The sequence below is a fragment of the Streptomyces sp. NPDC037203 genome (genome assembly GCF_055605065.1).
In genome coordinates this window covers 17,578-40,338 of sequence record NZ_JBVJUC010000015.1, presented here as the reverse complement: position 1 = coordinate 40,338, position 22,761 = coordinate 17,578, and the positions used below count along the sequence as shown (strand labels likewise).

The following is a 22,761-nucleotide window of genomic DNA, read 5'->3' as shown; positions in this document are numbered from 1 at the left end:
GCCGGTCAGAAGGCCAGGTGCATTCCGGGGACGATGAGATCCGGGTCGTCGCCGATGACGGCCCTGTTCGCCTCGTACAGGTGGTGCCAGCCGATGCCGTGCCGTGCGGCGATCATGGACAGGGTGTCGCCCGTGCGGACGGTGTAGCCGCCGCTGTTCCGCGCGGAGCGGCCCGGTGTCTTGGCGGTCTTCGGGGTGACCGGGGTCTTCCAGGTCCTGGACGGGGCCGACTTCTTCGTCGTGCTGCCCTTGTCGAGGCTCACCTGCGAGGGGGCGGAGCCCATCGCGCCCGCGCGGCCGGAGCAGACCGGCCAGGCGCCCCAGCCCTGGGCCTGCTGGACCCGCGTCGCGACGGCGATCTGCGCGCCCCTGGAGGCCCGGTCGGCCGTCGAGGCGTAGGCGCCGCCGCCGTACGCGCGCCAGGTGTGGGCGGAGAACTGGAGTCCTCCGTAGTAGCCGTTGCCGGTGTTGATGTGCCAGTTGCCGCCGCTCTCGCACTGGGCGATGCGGTCCCACACCCCGTTGTCCGCGGCGTCGGCCTGGCCGGTCGCGGCCAGCAGCCCCAGCGGGGCCAGCAGCGCGGCGCCGGCGAGCAGGGCCGCCGGGCGTCCCCTGCGCGCGCTGTCGTCACGGGTGGTGGTACGGCTGGTATCGGCACACTCGGACATATGACTCCCTCTCCAACAACCCGGATTCCCCCAGGGCGGAGCGCGCCTCGCCGCGCACGAACGCGGTTCCTCGCGCCCGCCCCGTCCGTGCCCCCGGTGCCGGCGATGACGACTGCCGGTGCCGGGTGACGGACGAACCCGAGCGGTGCTCGTTGCACACGGCGGAGGAATGTAGGGAACCTGTGTGCCGGACATCAACCATCTGATCGTCGTGCCAGGCCAGTTGACGGTTACCACCGGTATCGGCAATTTTCGGCCACCCACTACATGCGTCGATTTACTGATTTTTCGACCATGCTGGACGGCATGCTGTGACCCACTTCACTCGTTCAAGTAGCTTGCCACCGCACGGAGTTGACTGTGCGTGCATTATTCCGTACCCAGTGTGATCGCTCGGGACGGTTGATTCGAACCGGTGCTCCGCCATGCGTGACTCCCACCACAGGACGCCCGTTGTCTTCTTCATGAGCCCGGAACCCTGGGGCTCATCGGCCGGGAGCCACCCGACCGGTCCAGCACGCATCCCAAGGGAGCCACCCGTGCCGCGCATGCTCGACGTCAGCGACGCCGTACGCGCCGAGATCGGCGACGAAGAAGCCGACCGGCTGCTCGCCGGAGAGAACGCCCCGGGCAGTTACGACTGCACGTCCTGCCGCACACCGGGCGACTCCGAGCAGGAGCGCACCAGCACCGTCCTCTTCGTGGGCGAGGAGACCGCGGTCCTCGCCTTCGCCCACGCGAGCTGCCTGCCCTCGCAGGTCGTCCAGGTCACCGAGGAGCAGTTGCAGGGGGCCGTCCGCTCCATCGGCGCACAGGCGCAGGACGGCGAGCCGCCGCGGCCCGTGCCCGAGCAGGCGGTGCTCGGCGTGACCAGCGGACTCGTCCTGATCGAGGGCGAGTTGCACCCCGCGCTGGTGGTCGAGCCCACCTCGCCCATCGTGCGTCCCGGCACCATCGGGCCCGGCGACGACTTCCTGCCCCTCCTCGTCGAACAGGGCTTCATGCCGGTGACCGAACTGGCCGCGGTCCCGCCGGTGCTGCACGGCTGGTCGGTGCTGCTGGCGGTGGGCCAGTTGCACGCCGTCCTCCAGCCGGGCCCGTCCGGCGGCCACCCCGTCGCCTGGTGGCAGGCCCACCAGCCGCTCCAGGTGACCGACGGCTGGCGGGCCGCGGCCAACAAGCACCAGCAGGTGCTGATGTTCGCCGCGCCGGTGGGTTCCATCGGCCGCCAGCCGCGCGAGGACCTGCTGCGGGACTCTCTCGACAAGGCCGCGGCGGGCGGCCGGCTGGTGGCGGCGGCGCTTCCCCTCGCCGGTACCTGAGCCCGGCGTCCGGGGGGCAGCGGCTAAAGGAAGGTTGCGAAACCGCATCTCTTCCCGCGCGCTGTCGTTTGGACATACGTGCACGCATACGACACTTCGCCCCGACGGTCCTCGTTCTCCTCCGTTCCGTCCGCCCGGACGGGGCACGAAGGGGCGGGTGGTGCCTCGGCCACGCCGATCTTCGACATGCTCGCCGCGGAGTGGGTCAAGGCCTTTCGCACCCTGCCGGGCGACCGCAGCGGCGAGGAGGGGATGAGGTTCGTCCCCTTCGGCCTGCCGGACCGCACCGGGTGGTCGTACGGCGGTCACCGGGCGGGCTCGTTCAGCAGCTCGTACAGCGCCTACAGCGCCGGGGCCTACAGCGCCCGCCAGCAGTCGCAGTGGCAGCGCGTCGGCACCCTCGGGCGACCGCAGCAGGACACCGGGATGCACCACGTGCCCGCCGCGCTGCCCCCCGGACCGCGCCGCGGGGCGTGACACCCGCGCAGAAAGGGCGGCCCCTGCCGGACAGGGGCCGCCCTTCGCGTCGTACCGACGCCGAGGCGCGTCGCGGCGCGGCTACTTCTTCTTCGTGCCGCGCTTCTCGCGCACCCGCACCGAGATGTGGATCGGAGTGCCCTCGAAGCCGAACTCCTCGCGCAGCCGGCGCTCGATGAAGCGCCGGTAGCCCGCCTCGATGAAGCCGGAGGCGAAGAGGACGAAGCGCGGCGGCTTGGTGCCGGCCTGGGTGCCGAAGAGGATGCGGGGCTGCTTGCCGCCCCGGACCGGGTGCGGGTGGGCCGCGACCAGCTCGCCGAGGAAGGCGTTGAGCCGGCCGGTGGGGACACGGGTCTCCCAGCCGGCGAGGGCGGTCTCGATGGCCGGGACCAGCTTCTCCATGTGGCGGCCGGTGCGCGCCGACACGTTCACCCGCGGCGCCCAGGCGACCTGGGCCAGCTCGGTCTCGATCTCCCGCTCCAGGTAGTAGCGGCGCTCCTCGTCCAGCGTGTCCCACTTGTTGTAGGCGATGACCAGCGCACGGCCCGCCTCCACGGCCATGGTGACGATCCGCTGGTCCTGCACCGAGATGTTCTCCGAGGCGTCGATCAGGACGACCGCGACCTCGGCCTTCTCCACCGCGGCGGCGGTGCGCAGCGAGGCGTAGTAGTCGGCGCCCTGCTGGAGGTGGACGCGCTTGCGGATGCCCGCGGTGTCCACGAACTTCCAGGTCACGCCGCCGAGTTCGATCAGCTCGTCGACCGGGTCGCGGGTGGTGCCCGCCATCTCGTTGACGACGACGCGCTCCTCGCCGGCGACCTTGTTCAGCAGGGAGGACTTGCCGACGTTCGGGCGGCCGATGAGAGCGATGCGGCGGGGGCCGCCGATGGCGGTGCCGAAGGACTGCGCGGGCGCCTCGGGCAGCGCCTCCAGGACGGCGTCCAGCATGTCGCCGGTGCCGCGGCCGTGCAGCGCGGAGACGGGGTGCGGCTCGCCGAGGCCCAGGCTCCACAGGTACGAGGCGTCGGCCTCGCCACTCGGGCCGTCGACCTTGTTGGCGCACAGCACCACCGGCTTGCCGGCCTTGCGCAGCAGTCGTACGACCGCCTCGTCGGTGTCGGTGGCGCCGACCTTGGCGTCGACCACGAAGACCACCGCGTCGGCGGCCTCGATCGCGTACTCGGCCTGGGCGGCCACGGAGGCGTCGATGCCGAGGACGTCCTGCTCCCAGCCGCCGGTGTCGACCACCTTGAAGCGGCGGCCCGCCCACTCGGCCTCGTAGGTGACACGGTCGCGGGTGACGCCGGGCTTGTCCTCGACGACCGCCTCGCGGCGGCCGATGATCCGGTTGACCAGGGTCGACTTGCCGACATTGGGGCGGCCGACGACGGCGAGCACGGGCAGCGGACCGTGGCCCGCCGCCTCGATGGCGCCCTCGACGTCCTCGACGTCGAAGCCCTCTTCCGCGGCGAGCTCCATGAACTGCGCGTACTCGGCGTCGCCGAGAGCCCCGTGCTCGTACTCGTGCTCGGCCGAGCCGTCGGGCTGGATGTCGTCGTTCATGAAGTCCGTACCTCGTTGTTCATCGTGGTGATCGGTGGAACAGGCCCTGGCGGGCTCATCCCTCGGTGGGCTGATCCACTACTCAAGTGTCGCCTAGCGCCCGGTCAGGCGCCTGGCGTTTTCCAGGTGGGCGGTGAGCTGCTTCTGGATGCGCTCGGTCGCCTCGTCCAGCGCTCTGCGCGTACGCCGCCCGCTGGCGTCGCCCGCGTCGAACGGGTCGCCGAAGACGACGTCCACGCGCGAGCGCACCGGGGGCAGCGCCTTTATCAACCGTCCCGGCCGGTCCGAGCTTCCCATGACGGCGACCGGCACGATGGGCGCCCCGCTGCGGACCGCGAAGTAGGCGAGGCCCGCGCGCAGCGAGGCGAAGTCGCCGTCGCCGCGGGTGCCCTCCGGGAAGATGCCGAGCACTCCCCCGGCCGTAAGGAGGTCGAGGGCGCGGGTGATGGCGGTGCGGTCGGCGGCGGTGCGGTCCACCGGCAGCTGGCCGATGCCGGTCAGGAAGGCGCCCAGCGGGCCGACGAACGCCTCCTTCTTGATCAGGAAGTGTGCCGGGCGGGGGGACACGCCCATGACCATGGGTCCGTCGATGTTGTGGGAGTGGTTGACGGCGAGGATCACCGGGCCGCTCGCGGGCACCTTCCAGGCGCCGAGCACGCGCGGCTTCCACAGCCCGTACATCAGGCCGACGCCGATGCGCCGGCCGACCTCGGCGCCCCGCTCGGAGGGCAGGTCCGCGTCCCGTCTCGCGGAGGGCAGGCTCACTTGGCCGCCCGCTTCTCCTCGACCAGGGTGACGACGCACTCGATGACCTGGGCGAGGGTGAGCTCGGTGGTGTCCACCTCGACCGCGTCGCCGGCCTTGGCGAGCGGGGAGGTCTTGCGGCTGGAGTCGGCGGCGTCCCGCTTGATCAGCGCCTCGCGGGTGGCGTGCAGGTCGGCGCCCTTCAGCTCGCCGCTGCGGCGGGCGGCGCGGGCCTCCGGGGAGGCGGTGAGGAAGACCTTGAGGTCGGCGTCCGGCAGCACCGTCGTACCGATGTCCCGGCCCTCGACGACGATGCCCCGCGCGGCACCGGCGGCCAGCGAGCGCTGCAGTTCGGTGATCCGGGTGCGCACCTCGGGCACCGCGCTGACCGCGCTGACCTTGGAGGTGACCTCCGGGGTGCGGATCGGGGCGGACACGTCCACGCCGTCGACCGTGATGGTGGGGGCCGCCGGGTCGGTGCCGGAGACGATCTCGGGCTTGCCCGCGACGGCGGCGATGGCGGTCGGGTCCGTCAGGTCGATGCCGTGGTGCACCATCCACCAGGTGATCGCCCGGTACTGGGCGCCGGTGTCCAGGTAGCTCAGACCGAGCTGCGCGGCCACGGCCTTCGACGTGCTCGACTTGCCCGTGCCGGAGGGACCGTCGATCGCGACGATCACGGGCTTGGCGGTCGGGGCGGCGCCGTTTTCCACGGGGGGACACCTTCCTGGTGCGGTGTGCGGGCGGGGGCGGGGAGCGAGAGCGCCCCGCACAAGGTTACTGGGTGTGGGTCACTCGTCCGGACGCATATCACCGCCCGGCCCCCGCCCCGCCCGCGCCGGGCTACTGCCGCAGCGCCCAGCCCCGCTCGCGCAGCGCGCTGGTGAGCGCCGGCACGGCCCCCGGTTCGACCATGAGCTGCACCAGACCGGCCTGCTGTCCGGTGGCGTGCTCGATGCGCACGTCCTCGATGTTGACCCCGGCGCGGCCCGCGTCGGCGAAGATGCGCGCGAGCTGGCCGGGCTGGTCGTCGATGAGCACGACGACGGTCTCGTAGGCCCGCGGCGCGCTGCCGTGCTTGCCGGGCACCCGCACCTGGCCCGCGTTGCCGCGGCGCAGCATGGCCTCGATGCCGGTGCTGCCGGCGCGGCGCTTGTCCTCGTCGGAGGACTGGAGGGCGCGCAGGGCGCCCACGGTCTCGTCCAGGTCGGCGGCGACGTCGGCGAGCAGGTCGGCGACCGGGCCCGGATTGGCGGAGAGGATGTCGATCCACATGCGCGGGTCGGAGGCGGCGATCCGGGTCACGTCCCGGACGCCCTGTCCGCACAGTCGTACGGCGGCCTCGTCGGCGTGTTCCAGGCGGGCGGCGACCATGCTGGAGACGAGGTGGGGCATGTGGGAGACGAGGGCGACGGCGCGGTCGTGGGCGTCGGCGTCCATCACGACGGGCACGGCACGGCAGTGCGAGACCAGTTCCAGGGCGAGGTTGAGGACCTCGGTGTCGGTGTCGCGGGTGGGGGTGAGCACCCAGGGCCGGCCCTCGAAGAGGTCGCCGGTGGCGGCCAGCGGGCCCGACTTCTCCCGGCCGGACATCGGATGGGTGCCGAGGTAGGCGGTGAGGTCCAGGCCGAGCGCCTCCAGCTCCCGGCGCGGGCCGCCCTTGACGCTGGCCACGTCCAGGTAGCCGCGGGCCAGGTTCCGGCGCATGGCGTCGGCGAGGACCCGGGCCACGTGGGCGGGCGGGGCGGCGACGATCGCCACGTCCACCGGGCCCTCGGGGGCCGCGTCGGTGCCGGCGCCGAGCGCGGCGGCGGTACGGGCCTGTTCCGGGTCGTGGTCGGCGAGGTGCACGGTGACGCCGCGCTGGGTCAGGGCCAGGGCGGCGGAGGTGCCGATCAGGCCGGTGCCGATGACGAGTGCGGTCCTCACTGGGCGATGTCCTTGCGCAGGGCGGCCGCGGCGCCGAGGTAGACATGGGCGATGTCGGCGCGCGGGCGGTCCGACTCGACGTGGGCGAGGATCCGGACGACGCGGGGCATGGCGCCGGCGATGTCCAGTTCCTGGGCGCAGATCAGGGGCACGTCCACGATGCCGAGCTTGCGGGCGGCGGCCGCCGGGAAGTCGCTGTGCAGATCCGGGGTAGCGGTGAACCAGATGCTGATCAGGTCGTCCGCGGTCAGTCCGTTCCGCTCCAGGACGGCGGTGAGCAGGGCTCCGACCTGTTCGTCCATGTGTCCGGCCTCGTCCCGCTCCAGTTGGACGGCCCCCCGGACCGCTCGTACCGCCACGGCGCTGCTCCTCGCTCACAGGTGCTGACAGATGCCGACAGGTGTTGTCGTGCTCGCCCGTCCAGCGTAGTCAGCCCGCGTGGGCACGGCGCGCCCGCCCGATCACTGAGACGATACGAACGGTCCGGTTCCTCACGGATCTCCACTTTTCTTCCAGTCATCGGCAATCAGGCGACATGTGTACGGAGTGGTGACATGACCCAGGGCGCGACGCGGCGCATGGTGATCGCGACGGGCGCGGCGGCGCTCGCGACCGGCTGCGGCGGCAACAGCGGTGGCGACACGAGTGCCGCGGCCGACAGCACGGACAGTCCCTCGCCGACGGGCCCGACGAGGCCCGCGGCCACGGCGTCCCCGACCGGCGCGGACAAGTCCCCGGCGGCCGGCGGGAAGAAGCTGGCGAGCACGAGCGAGATCCCCGAGGGCGGGGGCAAGGTCTTCGACGCGCAGAAGGTCGTGGTCACGCAGCCGGCGAAGGGGCAGTTCAAGGCCTTCTCGGCGGTCTGCACGCACATGGGCTGCACGGTGAGCCGGGTGCAGGGCGGCACCATCGACTGCCCGTGCCACGGCAGCCGGTTCAAGATCGAGGACGGTTCGGTGGCCGACGGCCCCGCGACCAAGCCGCTGGCGGAGCGGTCGATCAAGGTCGACGGAGACTCGATCCAGCTCGGCTGAGGGGCCGCGTAGGCTCCGGGCATGCAGCCCGAGGACCTGGTACGCGACCACACGATCTACGCCTGTGTCATGGGGTCGCGGGCCTTCGGCCTGGCCACGGACGCGAGCGACACCGACCGGCGGGGCGTGTACCTCGCGCCCACCGCCCTGTTCTGGCGGTTCGAGAAGCCGCCGACGCATGTCGAGGGGCCGGGCGAGGAGCAGTTCTCCTGGGAGCTGGAGCGGTTCTGCGAGCTGGCGCTGCGCGGCAACCCGAACATCCTGGAGTGCCTGCACTCCCCGCTGGTCGAGCGGTTGGACGACACCGGCCGCGAACTGCTGTCCCTGCGCGGGGCGTTCCTGTCCGTGCGGGCGTACGACACCTTCACCCGCTACGCCCTCGGCCAGCGCAGGAAACTGGACGCCGACGTGCGCACGACGGGCGCCCCGCGCTGGAAGCACGCCATGCACCTGCTGCGGCTGCTGATGAGCTGCCGCGACCTGCTGCGTACCGGCGAGCTCCATCTCGACGTGGGCGTCCAGCGGGAGCCGCTGCTGGCGGTGAAGCGGGGCGAGGTGTCCTGGCCGGACGTCGAGTCCCGGATGACCCGCCTGGCCACCGAGGCGGAAGCCGCCCTGTGCCGGACCCCGTTGCCCCCGGAACCGGACCGTGCCCGCGTGGCCGACTTCCTGTTCCGCGCCCGCCGGGACTCCGCTCCGGGGCCGGTGCGGCCAGACTGAGGCCGCGGCCTCCGGGGTCCCCGGCCGAGTCCCCCGAGGGAAGCCGTACAGCTGGGCTTACGCGTCCCAGAGCGTGCCGAGCGCCAGTAGCTCGTCCCGGTACTCGATGCGCTCCGCCCAGTCCGCGGGCCAGGCGTCCGCGCCGAGCCACGCGCCCGCGAAGGCGCCGGTCAGGCATGCGATGGAGTCGGAGTCCCCGGCGGTGCAGGCGGCCCGGCGCAGGGCGGTCAGCGGCTCGTCGGGAAAGAGCAGGAAGCACAGCAGCCCGGTGGCGAGCGCCTCCTCGGCGACCCAGCCCTCGCCGGTGGCCAGGCACGGATCGTCCTGCGGGGAGTGGGTGCGGACGGCCTCCTGGAGCCGGTCCAGGATCGCCAGGCACTCGTCCCAGCCGCGTGCGGCGAAGTGCTCGGGCGTGGGGTCCTGGGCGCGGGTCCACAGATCGCCGAGCCAGGTCTCGTCGTACCGGGTGCGGTGCGCGAGGGCGTAGCCGCGCAACTCGCCGACAAGCGCGCCCGGCTCGGTGCCCCGCGCGAGCAAGTGGGCCGCGCGGGCGGTGAGATCGGAGGCGGCCAGCGCGGTGGGGTGGCCGTGGGTGAGCCCGGACTGCAACTGGGCCGCACCGGAGCGCTGTTCGTCGCTCAGGCCGGGCGCGAGTCCGATCGGCGCGACGCGCATGTTGGCCCCGCAGCCCTTGGAGCCGATCCGGCCGGCGTCCTGCCAGCCCCGGCCGGCCTCCAGCAGCCCGCAGGCGGCCAGGCAGGTCTGGCCGGGCGCCCGGTTGTTGTCCGGCGAGCGGTACCACTCCACGAACTCCTCGCGCACCGGCCGCTCCAGCCGCTCGGGCGCGAGGGGACCGCACTCCATGGCGGTGCGCAGACCCCGGCCGAGGGCGAGGGTCATCTGGGTGTCGTCGGAGACACGGGCGCGCCGCGGCAGCGGCATCTCCCGCCAGGGTCCGAACATCGACTCGATCAGCTCGACGGTCTTGAACTCGGTCGGGTAACCGAGCGCGTCCCCCAGGGCGAGGCCGAGGAGCGAACCGGTGGCGGGCCGCTTGGACATGGAAGATCATCCCCCTTTATCGTCACGATGACTATAAAGGGGGACGGTGATCGGCGCAAGACGCGTCCGGAGGGCCGCCGGGGCCCGGTTCCTACAGGTCGACTTCCTTCATCAGCATGCCGACCTCGGTGTTCGACAGCCGGCGCAGCCAGCCGGACTTCTGGTCGCCGAGGGTGATCGGGCCGAACGCGGTGCGCACCAGCTTGTCGACCGGGAAGCCGGCCTCCGCGAGCATGCGCCGCACGATGTGCTTGCGGCCCTCGTGCAGGGTCACCTCGACCAGGTAGTTCTTGCCGGTCTGCTCCACTACCCGGAAGTGGTCCGCGCGCGCGTACCCGTCCTCCAGCTGGATGCCGTCCTTCAGGCGCTTGCCGAGGTCGCGCGGGATCGGGCCGACGATGTGCGCGAGGTACGTCTTCTGCACGCCGTACTTGGGGTGGGTGAGGCGGTGCGCCAGCTCACCGTGGTTGGTGAGCAGGATGACGCCCTCGGTCTCGGTGTCCAGCCGGCCGACGTGGAACAGCCGCGTCTCCCGGTTGGTGACGTAGTCGCCGAGGCACTGGCGCCCCTCCGGGTCCTCCATGGTGGAGACCACACCGGCGGGCTTGTTCAGCGAGAAGAACTGGTACGACTGGGTCGCCACGGTCAGGCCGTCGACCTTGACCTCGTCCTTCTCCGGGTCGACCCGCTTGCCCTGCTCGGTGACGATCTCGCCGTTGACCTCGACACGGCACTGCTCGATCAGTTCCTCGCAGGCGCGCCGGGAGCCGTAGCCCGCGCGCGCGAGCACCTTCTGCAGGCGCTCGCCCTCCTGCTCGGCGCCCGGAAAGGTCTTGGGCAGCTTGATGTCCTTCTTGCCCGCGTACCGGTCCCGGTTGCGCTCCTCGACCCGCGTCTCGTACTCACGCGAGCGCGCGGGCTGCGTACGGCCGCCCTGCTGGGGCCGCCGCGGGCTGCCCTTGGCGCCGCCGCGCGCCGCGCCGCCGCGCCCGGACTTGGGGCCGTCCTGGGTGGCGCCGGGGCCCACGTCGTAGCGGCGCTCCTCGGGGCGGGGCTTGCTGGGACGCCCCTGCCCCTGCCGCTCGTCCCGGTTGTTGCCGGCGCCGCGGTAGTTACCGCGCCCGCCACTCTTGCCGCTGCCGCTGCTTCGCATCAAAGTTCCGTCTTAGTCGTCTGCGTCCTCTGCACCCGGCGCGTCGGGCGCGTCCGGGTCGAACGACGGGACTCCCTCCTGGGTCTCGGCCTCGATCGCCTCCACCTCCGGGAGGAAGGGCGCGAGTTCCGGAAGCTCGTCCAGGCCGCGCAGGCCCATCCGCTCCAGGAAGTAGTTCGTCGTCCTGTACAGGATCGCACCTGTTTCGGGTTCCGCGCCCGCCTCCTCGACCAGACCGCGCTGGAGCAGGGTGCGCATCACACCGTCGCAGTTCACTCCGCGAACGGCGGAGACCCGGCTGCGGCTGACCGGCTGGCGGTAGGCGACCACGGCGAGGGTCTCCAGCGCGGCCTGGGTGAGCCGGGCGGTCTGGCCGTCCAGGACGAGCCGCTCCACGGCGGGCGCGTAGGCGGCACGGGTGTAGAAGCGCCAGCCGCCCGCGACCTGGCGCAGCTCGAAGCCGCGGCCCTGCACGGTGTATTCGTCGGCCAGCGCGCGCAGCGCCTCCGCGATCTGCCTGCGGGGCCGTTCCAGGATTCTGGCGAGGTGCTCCTCGGTCGCGGGCTCGTCCACGACCATGAGGACGGCCTCCAGGGCGGGCCGCAGCTCCAGCTCCGCGACGTCGCCCGGTTCCGCCGGGGCCTCGGTGGTCTCGCTCACGGCTTCCTCTCCTCCTCGGGCTCGGGCGGCCGGTCGAACTCGTCGGTGACCACCGGGGCCGCCGGCCCGTCCCCGCCGGTCCAGCGCACCAGCAGTTCCCCGAGGGCGGCCTCCTGCTCCAGGGCGACCGCCTTCTCCCGGTACAGCTCCAGGAGGGCCAGGAAGCGGGCCACGACGGTGAGCGTGTCGTCGGTGTCCGCCACGAGCGCCCGGAAGCTGGCCTCGCCCAGCTCCCGCAGCCGCGTGACCACGATCCCCGCCTGCTCCTGCACGCTGACCAGCGGGGCGTGGATGTGGTCGACGTACACCTGCGGCCTGGGTCTGGGCTGCATGGCCTTCACGGCGAGCTTCGCGAAGCCCTCGGGCCCGATGCTGATCACGACCTCGGGCAGCAGCTCGGCGTGCTCGGGTTCGAGGCCGACGGTACGGGGGTAGCGGCGGGCTTCCTCGTCGACACGGGCGTTGAAGATGTCGGCGATCCGCTTGTAGGCCCGGTACTGGAGCAGCCGTGCGAACAGCAGGTCCCGCGCTTCGAGGAGCGCCAGGTCGCCCTCGTCCTCCACGTCGGCGGCGGGCAGCAGCCGGGCCGCCTTCAGGTCGAGCAGGGTGGCGGCCACGACGAGGAACTCGGTGGTCTGGTCCAGGTCCCAGTCCGGTCCCATCGCGCGGATGTGCGCCATGAACTCGTCGGTGACCTTGGAGAGCGCGACCTCGGTCACGTCCAGCTTGTGCTTGGAGATCAGCTGGAGCAGCAGATCGAAGGGCCCCTCGAAATTGGCGAGCCGGACCTTGAAGACACCGCCGGGGTTCTCGTCGGATCCGGGGGCGGCCTCCCCGGCCTCGGGTGCGGGCGCCTCTTCCGGGACGACGGCCTCGGGTGCGGGCGCCTCTTCCGGGACGACGGCCTCGGGCGTCTCTTCGAGGACCGGTGCCCCCGGCCCCCGCCCGAGCGCACGCCGACGGCCGGCACCGGTGCCGGGACGGAGCGCGTCGTTCGAGGTCATCGCCCCGCAGGCTACCCCTAACGCCCCCGCAGCCGGCGTACGAGGATGCTCGCGTCCCCGCGGGACTCCAGGTCCGCCAGCACGACGGCCACCGCCTCCCGCACGATCCGCCCGCGGTCCACCGCGAGCCCGTGCTCGCCGCGGAGCACCAGACGCGCGTGCTCCAGGTCCATCAGCTCCTCGGCGGAGACGTACACGGTGATCTTCTCGTCGTGCCGCTCGCGCCCGCTGGGCCGCCGGTTCGCCGCCCGGCCCCGCTTGCGCGGCTGGGCGGCGGACTCCTCCGGCGCGGGCCCCCGGCGCCGGGTGCGGGACTCGGCGTCGGCCGGCTCCGCCTCCGCCGCCACGTGCTCCGCGCCCTCGCCGTCCCCGCTCTGCACGGGGACGGCCTGCGGCGCGTCCTCGGCGGCGGCCACGTCGTCGCTGTCCTGCGCGGGTGCCGGCACCCGCGCCTCGGCGCCCGCGGCGCGCCGGGGGCTCGACGGCTGGAGCGCCATCCCCCCTGTCGTACGGAAGAGTTCGTCGGCCCCCGGCAGACTCACTCGGCGTGACACCGGGCGAGCACCTCCCTGGCGAGCTGGCGGTAGGCGGCGGCACCGACGGAGTTGGAGGCGTACGTGGTGATCGGCTCGCCGGCGACCGTGGTCTCCGGGAAGCGGACCGTACGCCCGATGACCGTGTGGTACACGTGGTCGTCGAACGCCTCCACCACGCGGGCCAGCACCTCGCGGCTGTGCACCGTGCGCGAGTCGTACATGGTGGCGAGGATGCCGTCCAGCTCCAGCTCGGGGTTGAGCCGTTCCTGGACCTTCTCGATGGTCTCGGTCAGCAGGGCGACACCGCGCAGCGCGAAGAATTCGCACTCCAGCGGGACGATCACCTTGTGCGCGGCGGTCAGCGCGTTCACCGTGAGCAGGCCCAGCGAGGGCTGGCAGTCGATCACGATGTAGTCGTAGTCGGGCAGCAGCGGCTTGAGCGCCCGCTGGAGCGTGGACTCGCGCGCGACCTCGGAGACCAGCTGGACCTCGGCGGCCGACAGGTCGATGTTGGAGGGCAGCAGGTCCATGTTGGGGACCGCGGTCTTCAGCAGGACCTCGTCGGCGGACATGCCCCGCTCCATGAGCAGGTTGTAGACCGTGAGGTCGAGTTCCATGGGGTTGACGCCCAGACCCACCGACAGCGCGCCCTGCGGGTCGAAGTCCACGAGCAGCACGCGCCGGCCGTACTCCGCGAGCGCGGCACCCAGGTTGATGGTCGACGTGGTCTTGCCGACGCCGCCCTTCTGGTTGCACATCGCGATGATCTTCGCGGGGCCGTGGTCGGTCAGCGGGCCCGGAATCGGGAAGTACGGCAGCGGGCGACCGGTGGGACCGATGCGCTCGCGGCGCTGGCGGGCCGCGTCGGGCGCGAGCGTGGCCGCGTACTCGGGATCGGGCTCGTACTCGGCGTCGGGGTCGTAGAAGTGCCCCTCGGGCAGTTCGTCGTAGTCGGCGAGTTGGTTGTGGGGCGCGCCACTTCCGTCGCCGGCCATGGCGTTCACGTGATGGCCATCCATGCTCTGGTGTGCTGTCCGGGGCATCTGGGTTCCCGGACTCTGGTGGGCTGCGAAGGTGCGCACAGCTACGGAGCCGACAGCCTCGAATCCCGCGGGCCCCTGGCCCCCTGCGGGCATTCCTGGTTGACCACCTCCGGGAGAAAATGTCGACTCATTCACAAGTCGTCTTACCTCCTTGGTGACCAGGAAACTTCTAGACAAGGTCAGCGTGGCACCATGCCGACGGTTGGCGACTCTATGGCGTGTCGGCGGTCCGCAGCAACACAATCCGCCGGACCCGGCAGGATGTGTCGGCAATGAAACATGTCGCTGTCAAGGGCGTACGGCCGTCGCACAGCAGGTTTCACCGGGGTGCGAATCGGTTGAACGGTTACGTTCGAGGCGAGTTGACCGAGCGTCGCAAAGTGACCATACACACATCCGGCCGGACCTTGTCGGGCAAGGTCCGGCCGGGCGTGGGCGGTTGACGAGACGTGTTGACGAATCGCCTTTTACGGCGGGGCGACTCGGTGGCTCACCTGGTCGGGAGGTCAGCCGAGCAGCGAGGCCAGCTCGACGTGCTCCAGGCCGTGGGCCTCGGCGACCTCCTTGTAAACGACCTTGCCGTCATGGGTGTTGAGACCCTTGGCCAGCGCGGCGTCGCGGCGCAGCGCCTCGACCCAGCCGTTGTTGGCGAGGGAGACGATGTACGGCAGCGTCGCGTTGGTGAGCGCGTTGGTGGAGGTGTTGGGCACACCGCCCGGCATGTTGGCGACGCAGTAGAAGACCGAGTTGTGGACCTCGAAGGTCGGCTCGGCGTGCGTGGTGGGACGGGAGTCCTCGAAGCAGCCGCCCTGGTCGATCGCGATGTCGACAAGGACACTTCCGGGCTTCATGCGGGCGACCAGCTCGTTGGTGACGAGCTTGGGGGCCTTGGCGCCCGGAATCAGCACCGCGCCGATGACCAGGTCGGCGTCCAGGACGGCCTTCTCCAGCTCGAAGGCGTTGGACATGATGGCCTTGACCTTCGTACCGAAGATCTTGTCGGCCTCGCGCAGCTTGTTGATGTCGCGGTCCAGCAGGGTCACGTCGAAGCCCATGCCGACGGCGACCTGGGTGGCGTTCCAGCCGGAGACGCCGCCGCCGATGACCACGGCCTTGGCCGGGGTCACGCCCGGCACGCCGCCGGGCAGCACACCGCGGCCGCCGTGGGCGCGCATCAGGTGGTAGGCGCCGACCTGCGGGGCGAGGCGGCCCGCGACCTCGGACATCGGGGCGAGCAGCGGGAGCGCGCGGTTCGGCAGCTCGACCGTCTCGTAGGCGATGGCGGTGGTGCCGGACTCGATCAGGGCGTCCGTGCACTCCTTGGAGGCGGCCAGGTGCAGGTACGTGAAGAGGATCTGGTCCTTGCGGAGGCGGTGGTACTCCTCCGCGATCGGCTCCTTGACCTTGAGCAGCAGGTCGGCGGCGGCCCACACCTCGTCGGCGGTGTCCAGGATCTGGCCACCGGCGGCCACGTACTCGGCGTCCGTGATCGAGGAGCCGAGGCCGGCGCCCCGCTCGATGACGACCTGGTGGCCATTGCGCACCAGCTCGTGCACGCCGGCGGGGGTGATGGCCACCCGGAACTCGTTGTTCTTGACCTCGCGGGGGATGCCGACCTTCACGTCGATCACGGTCCTTGGCTCAGAGGGTTTGGGGGGTGCATTACGGATGTACCCAGACATGCCCAGGCATACCGGGAGACACCGCAGGAACATGCGGCAGAGCCAGTTTAATGAAGGTGTTCCGCCTGTCTAGCCTTTCATTGCATCAATCTTCTTTGGATGCACTACGGATTTCGCAGGCGTTCGCGTCCTGTTTCGGGCCTGTGGCCTGGTGGGACGGCTGCTGCGGGGCCTCCTCGCCCAGGAGACGCCCGGCGGTGGCGCGGTGCAACCGGGCCGCCGTCGGGTCGCCGAGGCGCTCCAGGGTGTCCGCGAGCCGCAGCTGCAACGCGGCCTGGAGCCGGCCGTCGTCCGCGCGCCGCGCCCACTCCACCGCCTCCTGGCAGGTGCGCAGCGACTCCTGGGGGCGGCCCGCGTACTCCTGCACCCGAGCCGTCTCGCTCAACGCCCTTGCCAGCGCGGCCACATCGCCGCCCTTGCGGTAGGCCGCGCAGGCCGCCCGCCAGTTGCGCAGCGCCTCGCCGTAGCGGCCCGCGTAGGTATGGGCGGTGGCGATCCGGCCGTAGAGCCGCGCGGCCTCCGGGCGCTCGCCGCGGGCCAGCCGGTCGGCCAGCGCCCGCCCGAACCAGTCGGCGGCCCGGTCGTAGTCCCCCAGCTCCAGGTGGGCGCCGCCTACGGATTCCATCGCGCGGCCGGTCGCATACGGGTCGTTCGCCTCGCGGCCGGCGTCCAGCGCGGCCCGGTAGCGGGCCAGCGCACCGTGGGTGCGGCCGGTCTGGGCGTCCAGATCGCCCAGGTTCAGCAGGGCGGCGGCCCGCTCGCGGGGCAGTCCGCGCCGCTCGGCGACATCGAGGACGAGGCCGTGCACGCCGTACAGATCGGCGGCGGCCGCCTGGGTGCCGACATGTGCGGCCAGCGCCCTGACCAGCTGCGACAGCAGCCGCCTGGCCAGGGTGTCCAGCTCTCCGTCGGCCACCGCGAGCCGGGCGGAGGCCAGCAGCGCGGGCTTGCGCACGCGCAGCCAGTCGGCGGCCGCGCGGGGGTCGGCGAAGCGCAGCGGCCGGGGCAGGCCCTGGATCTTCTCGCGGGAGCGGTCGCTGTCCGTCTCGGTGATGGCCCGGCAGGAGTGCAGCAGCCGTACGGTCCGCTCCAGCATCCGGGCACGGGCCACCTGCAGCTCCCCCGGCCGCTCCCGCGCCTCGGCGAGGGAGCGCAGCAGCGGGTGCAGCCAGCCGGGGATGTCGTACTCGGCGAGCGGCGAGTCGACCGGGCGCAGCAGGCCGAGGGCGGCGAAGTCGTCCAGGGCGGCGCGGGCGGCCTCGACGGAGCAGCCGGCCAGAGCGGAGGCGGTGTGGTCGTCGACCGGTCCGGCCGGGGCGAGGCACAGCAGGCGCAGTATCCGGGCGGCCGGGCCGGGCAGGTCCTCGTGGACCAGCCGGAAGATCCGGGAGAGCGGGGTGGCGTCCGGCTCCTCGGCGCCGTCCTGCGCGGGGGTGTGCATCCGCTTGGCGAGGTCGGCGACGGACGCCTGGGGGCGGGCGGCGAGCCAGCCGCCGGCCAGCACGAGCGTGGCCGGGTGGCCCTGGCACGCCTCCACCAGGGACTCGGCGGAGCGCGGGTCCACGGTGATGCGGACCGAGCCGATGGAGCGGGTGAGCAGTTCGAGGGCGGACTTGGTGTCCAGGCCGCCCAGGGTGCAGGGGCGGACGTCCGAGATGCCGGTGAGCGGACCCTTGGAGACGGCCACCACCAGGCACTCGGGGGCGTCCGGGAGCAGGGCGTCGACCTGTTCGGCGCCGGCCGCGTCGTCCAGGAACAAGAGCGTTCGGCGGCCGGCGAGGGCGGTGCGCAGGGCCTCGGAGAGGTGCTCCTCGGCGGCGCCGGCCGGGGCGGGCACGCGCAGCGCGGCGAGCAGTTCGCGGGCGGCCCGCTCGACCGGTACGGGGGTGCCGTCGGGCTCGGCGAGCCGGGCGCGCAGCACCCCGTCGGGGTAACGGTGGGCGACCTGGCGGACGAGTTCGCCGGCGAGGGCCGTACGGCCGGAGCCGGGGCGGCCCGCGATCAGCAGCACCCGCGCCCGCGGGGGTTTGCGGCCGGCCAGGGTGTCCAGGCCCGCGCGCTCGATGTCGGCGCGCAGTTCCTTCAACTCCCGTGCGCGGCCCAGGAATCGGTCCGCGTCGGCCGAGGGCGCGGACAGCCGCGCACCGCCTGTGTCCACCGCCTGATCCGTCACGGGCCACACTCCCGTCCCACACCGCACGCGCAAGCCCGCCGGATCTTCCGGTACGGGCGTTCCAGAGCCTAGTTCACTCTCTGCGACGTTCTGTGCGGAGCACGACGGGGGTGGCGGGGACATCGCCCGATCGGATCAGGCGATGGTCACACCATTGCGGGCGGCGGCCCCGGCGCGCGGGATCAGGACGCGAAGGGACGGGCCGGCCACTCGGCGTCCGCCGGGCGCAGCGCGTCCAGGCCGTCCCCGGCACGCGCCGCCACCAGTGAGAGGACCCCGACGACCAGGCAGTTGTTGTGCACGTCACCGGCGAGGATCCGGCGCACCAGCTCGTCCACCGGCACCCGCGCGTGCTCCATGTCGGTCTCCTCGTGCTCCACCGCGAACCGCTCCCCCTCGGCCTCGGAGACCCCGCGGGCGAGGAAGATCCGTACCGCCTCGTCGCAGCCGCCGGGGGTGGTGTACACGTCGGTCAGCACCCGCCAGTCCTCGGCCTTGACGTGCGCCTCCTCGTACAGCTCGCGCTGGGCGGCGTGCAGCGGGTTCTCGCCGGGCACGTCGAGCAGTCCGGCCGGGATCTCCCACAGCCTGTGCCGCACCGGGTGGCGGTACTGGTTGATCAGCAGCACCCGGTCCTCGTCGTCCAGGGCGAGGACGGCGACCGAGCCGGGGTGGACCTGGTAGTCGCGGCGGACCACCGAGCCGTCGGGCATGACCACGTCGTCGGTGCGCACCGAGGTCTTGTTGCCGGTGAAGGGGGTGTCCGTCGCCCGGATCTCCCACTCCTCGGGGGTGTCCTTGATCGTCGTCATGCCCTGTCCTTCCCCAGTGTGCGCAGATGGCCGGGGCACGCTCCGTTCGGATGCGCGCGCCCCGGCCACCGTACAACCGCTGGACTACTCGGCGATCTTCCGCTCGACCGCCGCCTTCACCAGGCCGGCGAAGAGGGGGTGCGGGCGGGTCGGGCGCGAGCGCAGCTCCGGGTGCGCCTGGGTGGCGACCAGGTAGGGGTGCACATCGCGCGGGTACTCGACGTACTCCACGAGCTTGCCGTCCGGGGAGGTGCCGGAGAACTGGATGCCGGCCTTCTTCTCCAGCTCCGCGCGGTAGGCGTTGTTCACCTCGTAGCGGTGGCGGTGGCGCTCCTCGACGTACTCCTTGCCGTCGTACACCTCGCGGACGATGGAGCCCTCGGCCAGCTTGGCCGGGTACATGCCCAGGCGCATGGTGCCGCCCATGTCGCCCTCGCCGGCCACGATGTCCAGCTGCTCGGCCATGGTGGAGATGACCGGGTGGGCGGTGGCCGGGTCGAACTCGGTGGAGTTGGCGTCGGCGATCTCGGCGAGGTTGCGCGCGGCCTCGATCACGATGCACTGCAGGCCCAGGCAGAGGCCGAGCAGCGGGATCTTGTTCTCGCGGGCGTAGCGGATGGCGCCGACCTTGCCGAGCACGCCGCGGTCGCCGAAGCCGCCCGGAATGCAGATGCCGTCGACGCCGGCGAGCTGCGCCTTGGCGCCGGCCGGGGTCTTGCAGTCGTCCGAGGTGACCCACTTGATCTTGACGCGGGCGCGGTTGGCGAAGCCGCCGGCGCGCAGCGCCTCGGTGACCGACAGATAGGCGTCGGGCAGGTCGATGTACTTGCCGACCAGGGCGAGGGTGACCTCGTGGTCGGGGTTGTGGACGCGGTCCAGCAGGTCGTCCCAGGTCGTCCAGTCCACGTCCCGGAAGGGCAGGTCCAGCTTGCGCACCACATAGGCGTCCAGGCCCTCGGCGTGCACGACCTTCGGGATGTCGTAGATCGAACGGGCGTCCGGGCAGGCGACGACCGCGGCCTCGTCCACGTCGCACATCAGCGAGATCTTGCGCTTGATGGCGGTGGGGACCTCGCGGTCGCAGCGCAGCACGATGGCGTCCGGCTGGATACCGATGTTGCGCAGCGCGGCCACCGAGTGCTGGGTCGGCTTGGTCTTCAGCTCGCCGGAGGGGCCGATGTAGGGCAGCAGGGAGATGTGCACCACGAAGACGTTGTCCCGGCCCACCTCGTGGCGGACCTGGCGGACGGTCTCCAGGAAGGGCAGCGACTCGATGTCGCCGACGGTGCCGCCGACCTCGGTGATGACGACGTCCACCGCGTCGGTGGCCATGCGCCGGATGCGGTGCTTGATCTCGTTGGTGATGTGCGGGATGACCTGCACGGTGTCGCCCAGGTACTCGCCGCGGCGCTCCTTGGCGATCACCGTCGAGTAGACCTGGCCGGTGGTGACGTTGGCCGAGCCGTCGAGGTCGCGGTCGAGGAAGCGCTCGTAGTGGCCGATGTCCAGGTCGGTCTCGGCGCCGTCGTTGGTGACGAACACCTCACCGTGCTGGAAGGGGTTCATCGTGCCCGGATCGACGTTCAGGTACGGGTCGAGCTTCTGCATCACGACGCGCAGTCCGCGGGCCTTGAGCAGCATGCCCAGGCTGGAGGCGGTGAGGCCCTTGCCGAGCGAGGAGGCGACACCCCCGGTGACGAAGATGTGCTTGGTCGTCGAGGATTTGGGCGGCATGGCCAAGAGGGGGCTCCCGTGGTCGCTGGCTGTCGTGCGGTGCGGCTGTTCGTCCCGGATCGCTCCGAGGGTGCCGTCGCTGCGGTTCGGGGGTTTCGGGCCCACCGGTCCACGGGCTACCAGGGTATCAGCGCCCGGAGGGGATGGCTTCCGGCCACGCTCCGTCCATGGATACGTCGACTTTCGGCCACCTTCGGCACGGGATGGCGGGCGGCACCGTTCGCACCGGCCCGCACCGGAGAGGTACGGCGCCACGGCTCCCCCGGGCGTCCCAGGCATAAGCACAGTCCCGCGGGGCACACACGATCATCACCGGGGGGTCACCCGTTCGGCGCACATGGGTTGCCCGGAGCGGCACGCGGATCCTGTGGGTGCGTCGTATCCTGCTCGGACATTCACTGCCGGGCCCGGCCGGACGACGGCACACCCCCGCCTGGATCACCCGGAACAACAAGAGCGCGGCAGTTCGTTGAGCAAAGACTGTCGTTTTGCCTCAGGGCTCGGCGGACTGCTTTGCTTCACCGCTCAACAACGCACAAAAACGACCCCTTGACCGCACTAGCGACAGCCCCCTCGCGCGGGGGTGACGTGGCCGTTCGACTGGAGTTGCACGTGGCCGGGCGCATCGAAGACTACGCACTCATCGGAGACATGCAGACCGCCGCACTGGTCTGCCGGGACGGCACGGTGGACTGGCTGTGCCTGCCCCGCTTCGACTCGCATGCCATCTTCGCCGGCCTGCTGGGCACCGAGGAGCACGGCTTCTGGCGGCTCGGACCGGCGCACGCGGCCGACGCCCCGCCGCCCACCGCGGCCCGCCGCAACTACCGGGGCGACTCGCTGATCCTGGAATCGGAGTGGGACACCCCGCGCGGCACGGTCCGCGTGACCGATTTCATGCCCCCGCGTGACGGCGCGCCCCAGCTGATCCGGATCGTGGAGGGCGTCACCGGCCGGGTGCCGATGCGCTCGGCGCTGCGGATGCGGTTCTCCTACGGCCGGGTCGTGCCCTGGGTGCACAAGCACGAGGGCCGCACGGTCGCCGTCGCCGGGCCCGACTCGGTGTGGTTCGACACGGAGGTCGAGACCTACGGGAAGTCCCTGACGACCTACTCGGACTTCACGGTCGCGCCGGGTGACCGGATCGCGTTCACGATCTCCTGGGAGCCCTCGCACAAGGTGCCGCCCGCCCTGCCGGAGCCGGAGCAGTCGCTGGAGGCGACGGAGAGCTTCTGGCACGACTGGGTCGAGCAGTGCACGTACCACGGGCCGTACCGGGAGGCCGTGATCCGCTCGCTGATCACCCTCAAGGCGCTGACGTACGCCCCCACCGGCGGCATCGTCGCGGCCCCCACCACCTCTCTGCCCGAGGACATCGGAGGCGTGCGCAACTGGGACTACCGCTACACCTGGCTGCGCGACGCCGCGATCACCCTGTCCTCGCTGCTGCGCACCGGCTACCGCGAGGAGGCCCGCGCCTGGCGCGAGTGGCTGCTGCGCGCGGTCGCGGGCGACCCGGAGAACCTCCAGATCATGTACGGCATCGCGGGCGAGCGCGAGCTGGGCGAGGCCGAGCTGGACTGGCTGCCGGGCTACGAGGGCTCGGCCCCGGTCCGGGTCGGCAACGGCGCCGCCCACCAGCTCCAGCTGGACGTGTACGGCGAGGTCACCGAGGCCCTGCACCTGGCCCACATGACCGGTCTCGCCCGCAACGACTACGCGTCGCTGCTCCAGCTGAAGCTGATCCGCTACCTGGAGGACCACTGGCAGGAGCCGGACGAGGGCATCTGGGAGGTGCGCGGCCCGCGCCGGCACTTCGTGCACTCCAAGGTGATGGCCTGGGTCGCGGTGGACCGCACCATCAAGCTGATCGAGTCCGGGGACGCGGACGGCCCGCTGGAACGCTGGCGCGAGCTGCGCGACGACATCCACCGGGACGTGTGCGAGAAGGGCTACGACAAGGAGCGCAACACCTTCACCCAGTCCTACGGCTCCCAGGAGCTGGACGCCTCCCTGCTGCTGATCCCGCAGATGGGCTTCCTGCCGCCGGACGACAAGCGGGTGATCGGCACCATCGAGGCGATCCAGCGGGAGCTGTCCACCTCCGACGGCTTCATCCTGCGCTACCCGACCGAGGGCAAGTCCGAGGGCGTCGACGGCCTGCCGGGCGACGAGGGCGCGTTCCTCGCCTGCTCGTTCTGGATGGCCGACGACCTCGCGATGATCGGCCGCGTCGACGAGGCCCGGAGGCTGTTCGAGAAGCTGCTCGCGCTGCGCAACGACCTCGGACTGCTCGCCGAGGAATGGGACCCCCGCCTCAAGCGCCAGGTGGGCAACTTCCCGCAGGCGTTCAGCCATGTGCCACTGATCGACACGGCCCTGCGGCTGACGGCGTCGGGAGCGTACGGGGGCTAGACACCCTAGGCTGAAAGCCTGCCGACCCCT

The 22,761-nt window shown here is 71.9% G+C and carries 21 protein-coding genes; 5 read left to right on the top strand and 16 right to left on the bottom strand.

From position 1 onward, the window contains the following. Nucleotides 1–5: 5 nt before the first annotated feature. A complete protein-coding gene (locus ACZ7EC_RS30155; RefSeq protein WP_471067531.1) occupies nt 6–668 on the bottom strand; it encodes a transglycosylase family protein in 663 nt (220 codons plus the stop codon). Between the two features lie 539 nt (nt 669–1,207). Between ACZ7EC_RS30155 and ACZ7EC_RS30150 the strand changes: the two genes are divergently transcribed. After that, nucleotides 1,208–1,990 carry a hypothetical protein gene (locus ACZ7EC_RS30150; protein WP_471067528.1) on the top strand — a complete coding sequence of 261 codons (783 nt, stop codon included), beginning with the start codon at nt 1,208–1,210 and terminating at the stop codon, nt 1,988–1,990. Nucleotides 1,991–2,068: 78 nt separating this feature from the next. Beyond that, nucleotides 2,069–2,467 carry a hypothetical protein gene (locus tag ACZ7EC_RS30145; RefSeq protein ID WP_397986676.1) on the top strand — a complete coding sequence of 133 codons (399 nt, stop codon included), beginning with the start codon at nt 2,069–2,071 and terminating at the stop codon, nt 2,465–2,467. Nucleotides 2,468–2,548: 81 nt separating this feature from the next. Here the strand turns inward: ACZ7EC_RS30145 and der are convergent, their stop codons facing one another. The 5 genes from der to aroH form a co-directional block, all read right to left on the bottom strand. After that, entirely contained in the window at nt 2,549–4,030 is a 1,482-nt protein-coding gene (der, locus tag ACZ7EC_RS30140; RefSeq protein WP_397986675.1) for a ribosome biogenesis GTPase Der, read from the bottom strand. 93 nt (nt 4,031–4,123) lie between these two features. Further along, complete coding sequence (locus ACZ7EC_RS30135) at nt 4,124–4,711, bottom strand: lysophospholipid acyltransferase family protein (protein WP_471067736.1); 588 nt, start codon at nt 4,709–4,711, stop codon at nt 4,124–4,126. 80 nt (nt 4,712–4,791) lie between these two features. Further along, nucleotides 4,792–5,487 carry a (d)CMP kinase gene (cmk, locus tag ACZ7EC_RS30130; protein WP_471067524.1) on the bottom strand — a complete coding sequence of 232 codons (696 nt, stop codon included), beginning with the start codon at nt 5,485–5,487 and terminating at the stop codon, nt 4,792–4,794. A gap of 130 nt (nt 5,488–5,617) precedes the next feature. Next, on the bottom strand, nt 5,618–6,703 hold the full coding sequence (locus ACZ7EC_RS30125; RefSeq protein ID WP_471067522.1) for a prephenate dehydrogenase: 1,086 nt from the start codon (nt 6,701–6,703) through the stop codon (nt 5,618–5,620). After that, entirely contained in the window at nt 6,700–7,062 is a 363-nt protein-coding gene (gene aroH, locus ACZ7EC_RS30120) for a chorismate mutase (RefSeq protein WP_397986672.1), read from the bottom strand. Before aroH ends, ACZ7EC_RS30125 begins: the two co-directional genes overlap by 4 nt. Nucleotides 7,063–7,257: 195 nt before the next feature. Between aroH and ACZ7EC_RS30115 the strand changes: the two genes are divergently transcribed. Further along, nucleotides 7,258–7,737 (top strand): Rieske (2Fe-2S) protein, encoded by a 480-nt coding sequence (locus ACZ7EC_RS30115; RefSeq protein ID WP_471067519.1) that lies wholly within the window; start codon nt 7,258–7,260, stop codon nt 7,735–7,737. 21 nt (nt 7,738–7,758) lie between these two features. After that, nucleotides 7,759–8,457: a nucleotidyltransferase domain-containing protein gene (locus ACZ7EC_RS30110; protein ID WP_471067517.1), complete on the top strand. Its 699-nt coding sequence runs from the start codon at nt 7,759–7,761 to the stop codon at nt 8,455–8,457. A 57-nt stretch (nt 8,458–8,514) separates the two neighbouring features. Here ACZ7EC_RS30110 and ACZ7EC_RS30105 read toward each other — a convergent pair whose 3' ends face one another. The 10 genes from ACZ7EC_RS30105 to ACZ7EC_RS30060 form a co-directional block, all read right to left on the bottom strand. Then, a complete protein-coding gene (locus ACZ7EC_RS30105; RefSeq protein WP_471067515.1) occupies nt 8,515–9,519 on the bottom strand; it encodes an ADP-ribosylglycohydrolase family protein in 1,005 nt (334 codons plus the stop codon). Between the two features lie 91 nt (nt 9,520–9,610). Then, complete coding sequence (locus tag ACZ7EC_RS30100; protein ID WP_397986668.1) at nt 9,611–10,672, bottom strand: pseudouridine synthase; 1,062 nt, start codon at nt 10,670–10,672, stop codon at nt 9,611–9,613. Nucleotides 10,673–10,684: 12 nt separating this feature from the next. After that, entirely contained in the window at nt 10,685–11,332 is a 648-nt protein-coding gene (scpB, locus tag ACZ7EC_RS30095; protein ID WP_471067512.1) for an SMC-Scp complex subunit ScpB, read from the bottom strand. Then, entirely contained in the window at nt 11,329–12,336 is a 1,008-nt protein-coding gene (locus ACZ7EC_RS30090; RefSeq protein ID WP_471067510.1) for a segregation and condensation protein A, read from the bottom strand. The genes scpB and ACZ7EC_RS30090 overlap by 4 nt, the downstream gene beginning before the upstream one ends. Nucleotides 12,337–12,353: 17 nt before the next feature. Continuing rightward, entirely contained in the window at nt 12,354–12,890 is a 537-nt protein-coding gene (locus tag ACZ7EC_RS30085) for a hypothetical protein (protein ID WP_471067508.1), read from the bottom strand. Further along, nucleotides 12,875–14,008, bottom strand: coding sequence for a ParA family protein (locus ACZ7EC_RS30080; protein WP_079175200.1), 1,134 nt, complete (start codon nt 14,006–14,008; stop codon nt 12,875–12,877). Before ACZ7EC_RS30080 ends, ACZ7EC_RS30085 begins: the two co-directional genes overlap by 16 nt. A 413-nt stretch (nt 14,009–14,421) precedes the next feature. Continuing rightward, nucleotides 14,422–15,546 carry an alanine dehydrogenase gene (gene ald, locus ACZ7EC_RS30075; RefSeq protein ID WP_397986663.1) on the bottom strand — a complete coding sequence of 375 codons (1,125 nt, stop codon included), beginning with the start codon at nt 15,544–15,546 and terminating at the stop codon, nt 14,422–14,424. A 136-nt stretch (nt 15,547–15,682) separates the two neighbouring features. Then, nucleotides 15,683–17,770 (bottom strand): tetratricopeptide repeat protein, encoded by a 2,088-nt coding sequence (locus ACZ7EC_RS30070; protein WP_471067505.1) that lies wholly within the window; start codon nt 17,768–17,770, stop codon nt 15,683–15,685. A gap of 182 nt (nt 17,771–17,952) precedes the next feature. Beyond that, the gene (locus tag ACZ7EC_RS30065; RefSeq protein WP_471067502.1) at nt 17,953–18,582 is read right to left on the bottom strand and encodes an NUDIX domain-containing protein; all 630 of its coding nucleotides are present in this window, start codon (nt 18,580–18,582) and stop codon (nt 17,953–17,955) included. Nucleotides 18,583–18,666: 84 nt separating this feature from the next. Next, nucleotides 18,667–20,316 (bottom strand): CTP synthase, encoded by a 1,650-nt coding sequence (locus tag ACZ7EC_RS30060; RefSeq protein WP_471067500.1) that lies wholly within the window; start codon nt 20,314–20,316, stop codon nt 18,667–18,669. 612 nt (nt 20,317–20,928) lie between these two features. Here ACZ7EC_RS30060 and ACZ7EC_RS30055 point away from each other — a divergent pair. Further along, complete coding sequence (locus ACZ7EC_RS30055; protein ID WP_471067733.1) at nt 20,929–22,731, top strand: glycoside hydrolase family 15 protein; 1,803 nt, start codon at nt 20,929–20,931, stop codon at nt 22,729–22,731. The last annotated feature ends 30 nt before the right edge of the window (nt 22,732–22,761 follow it).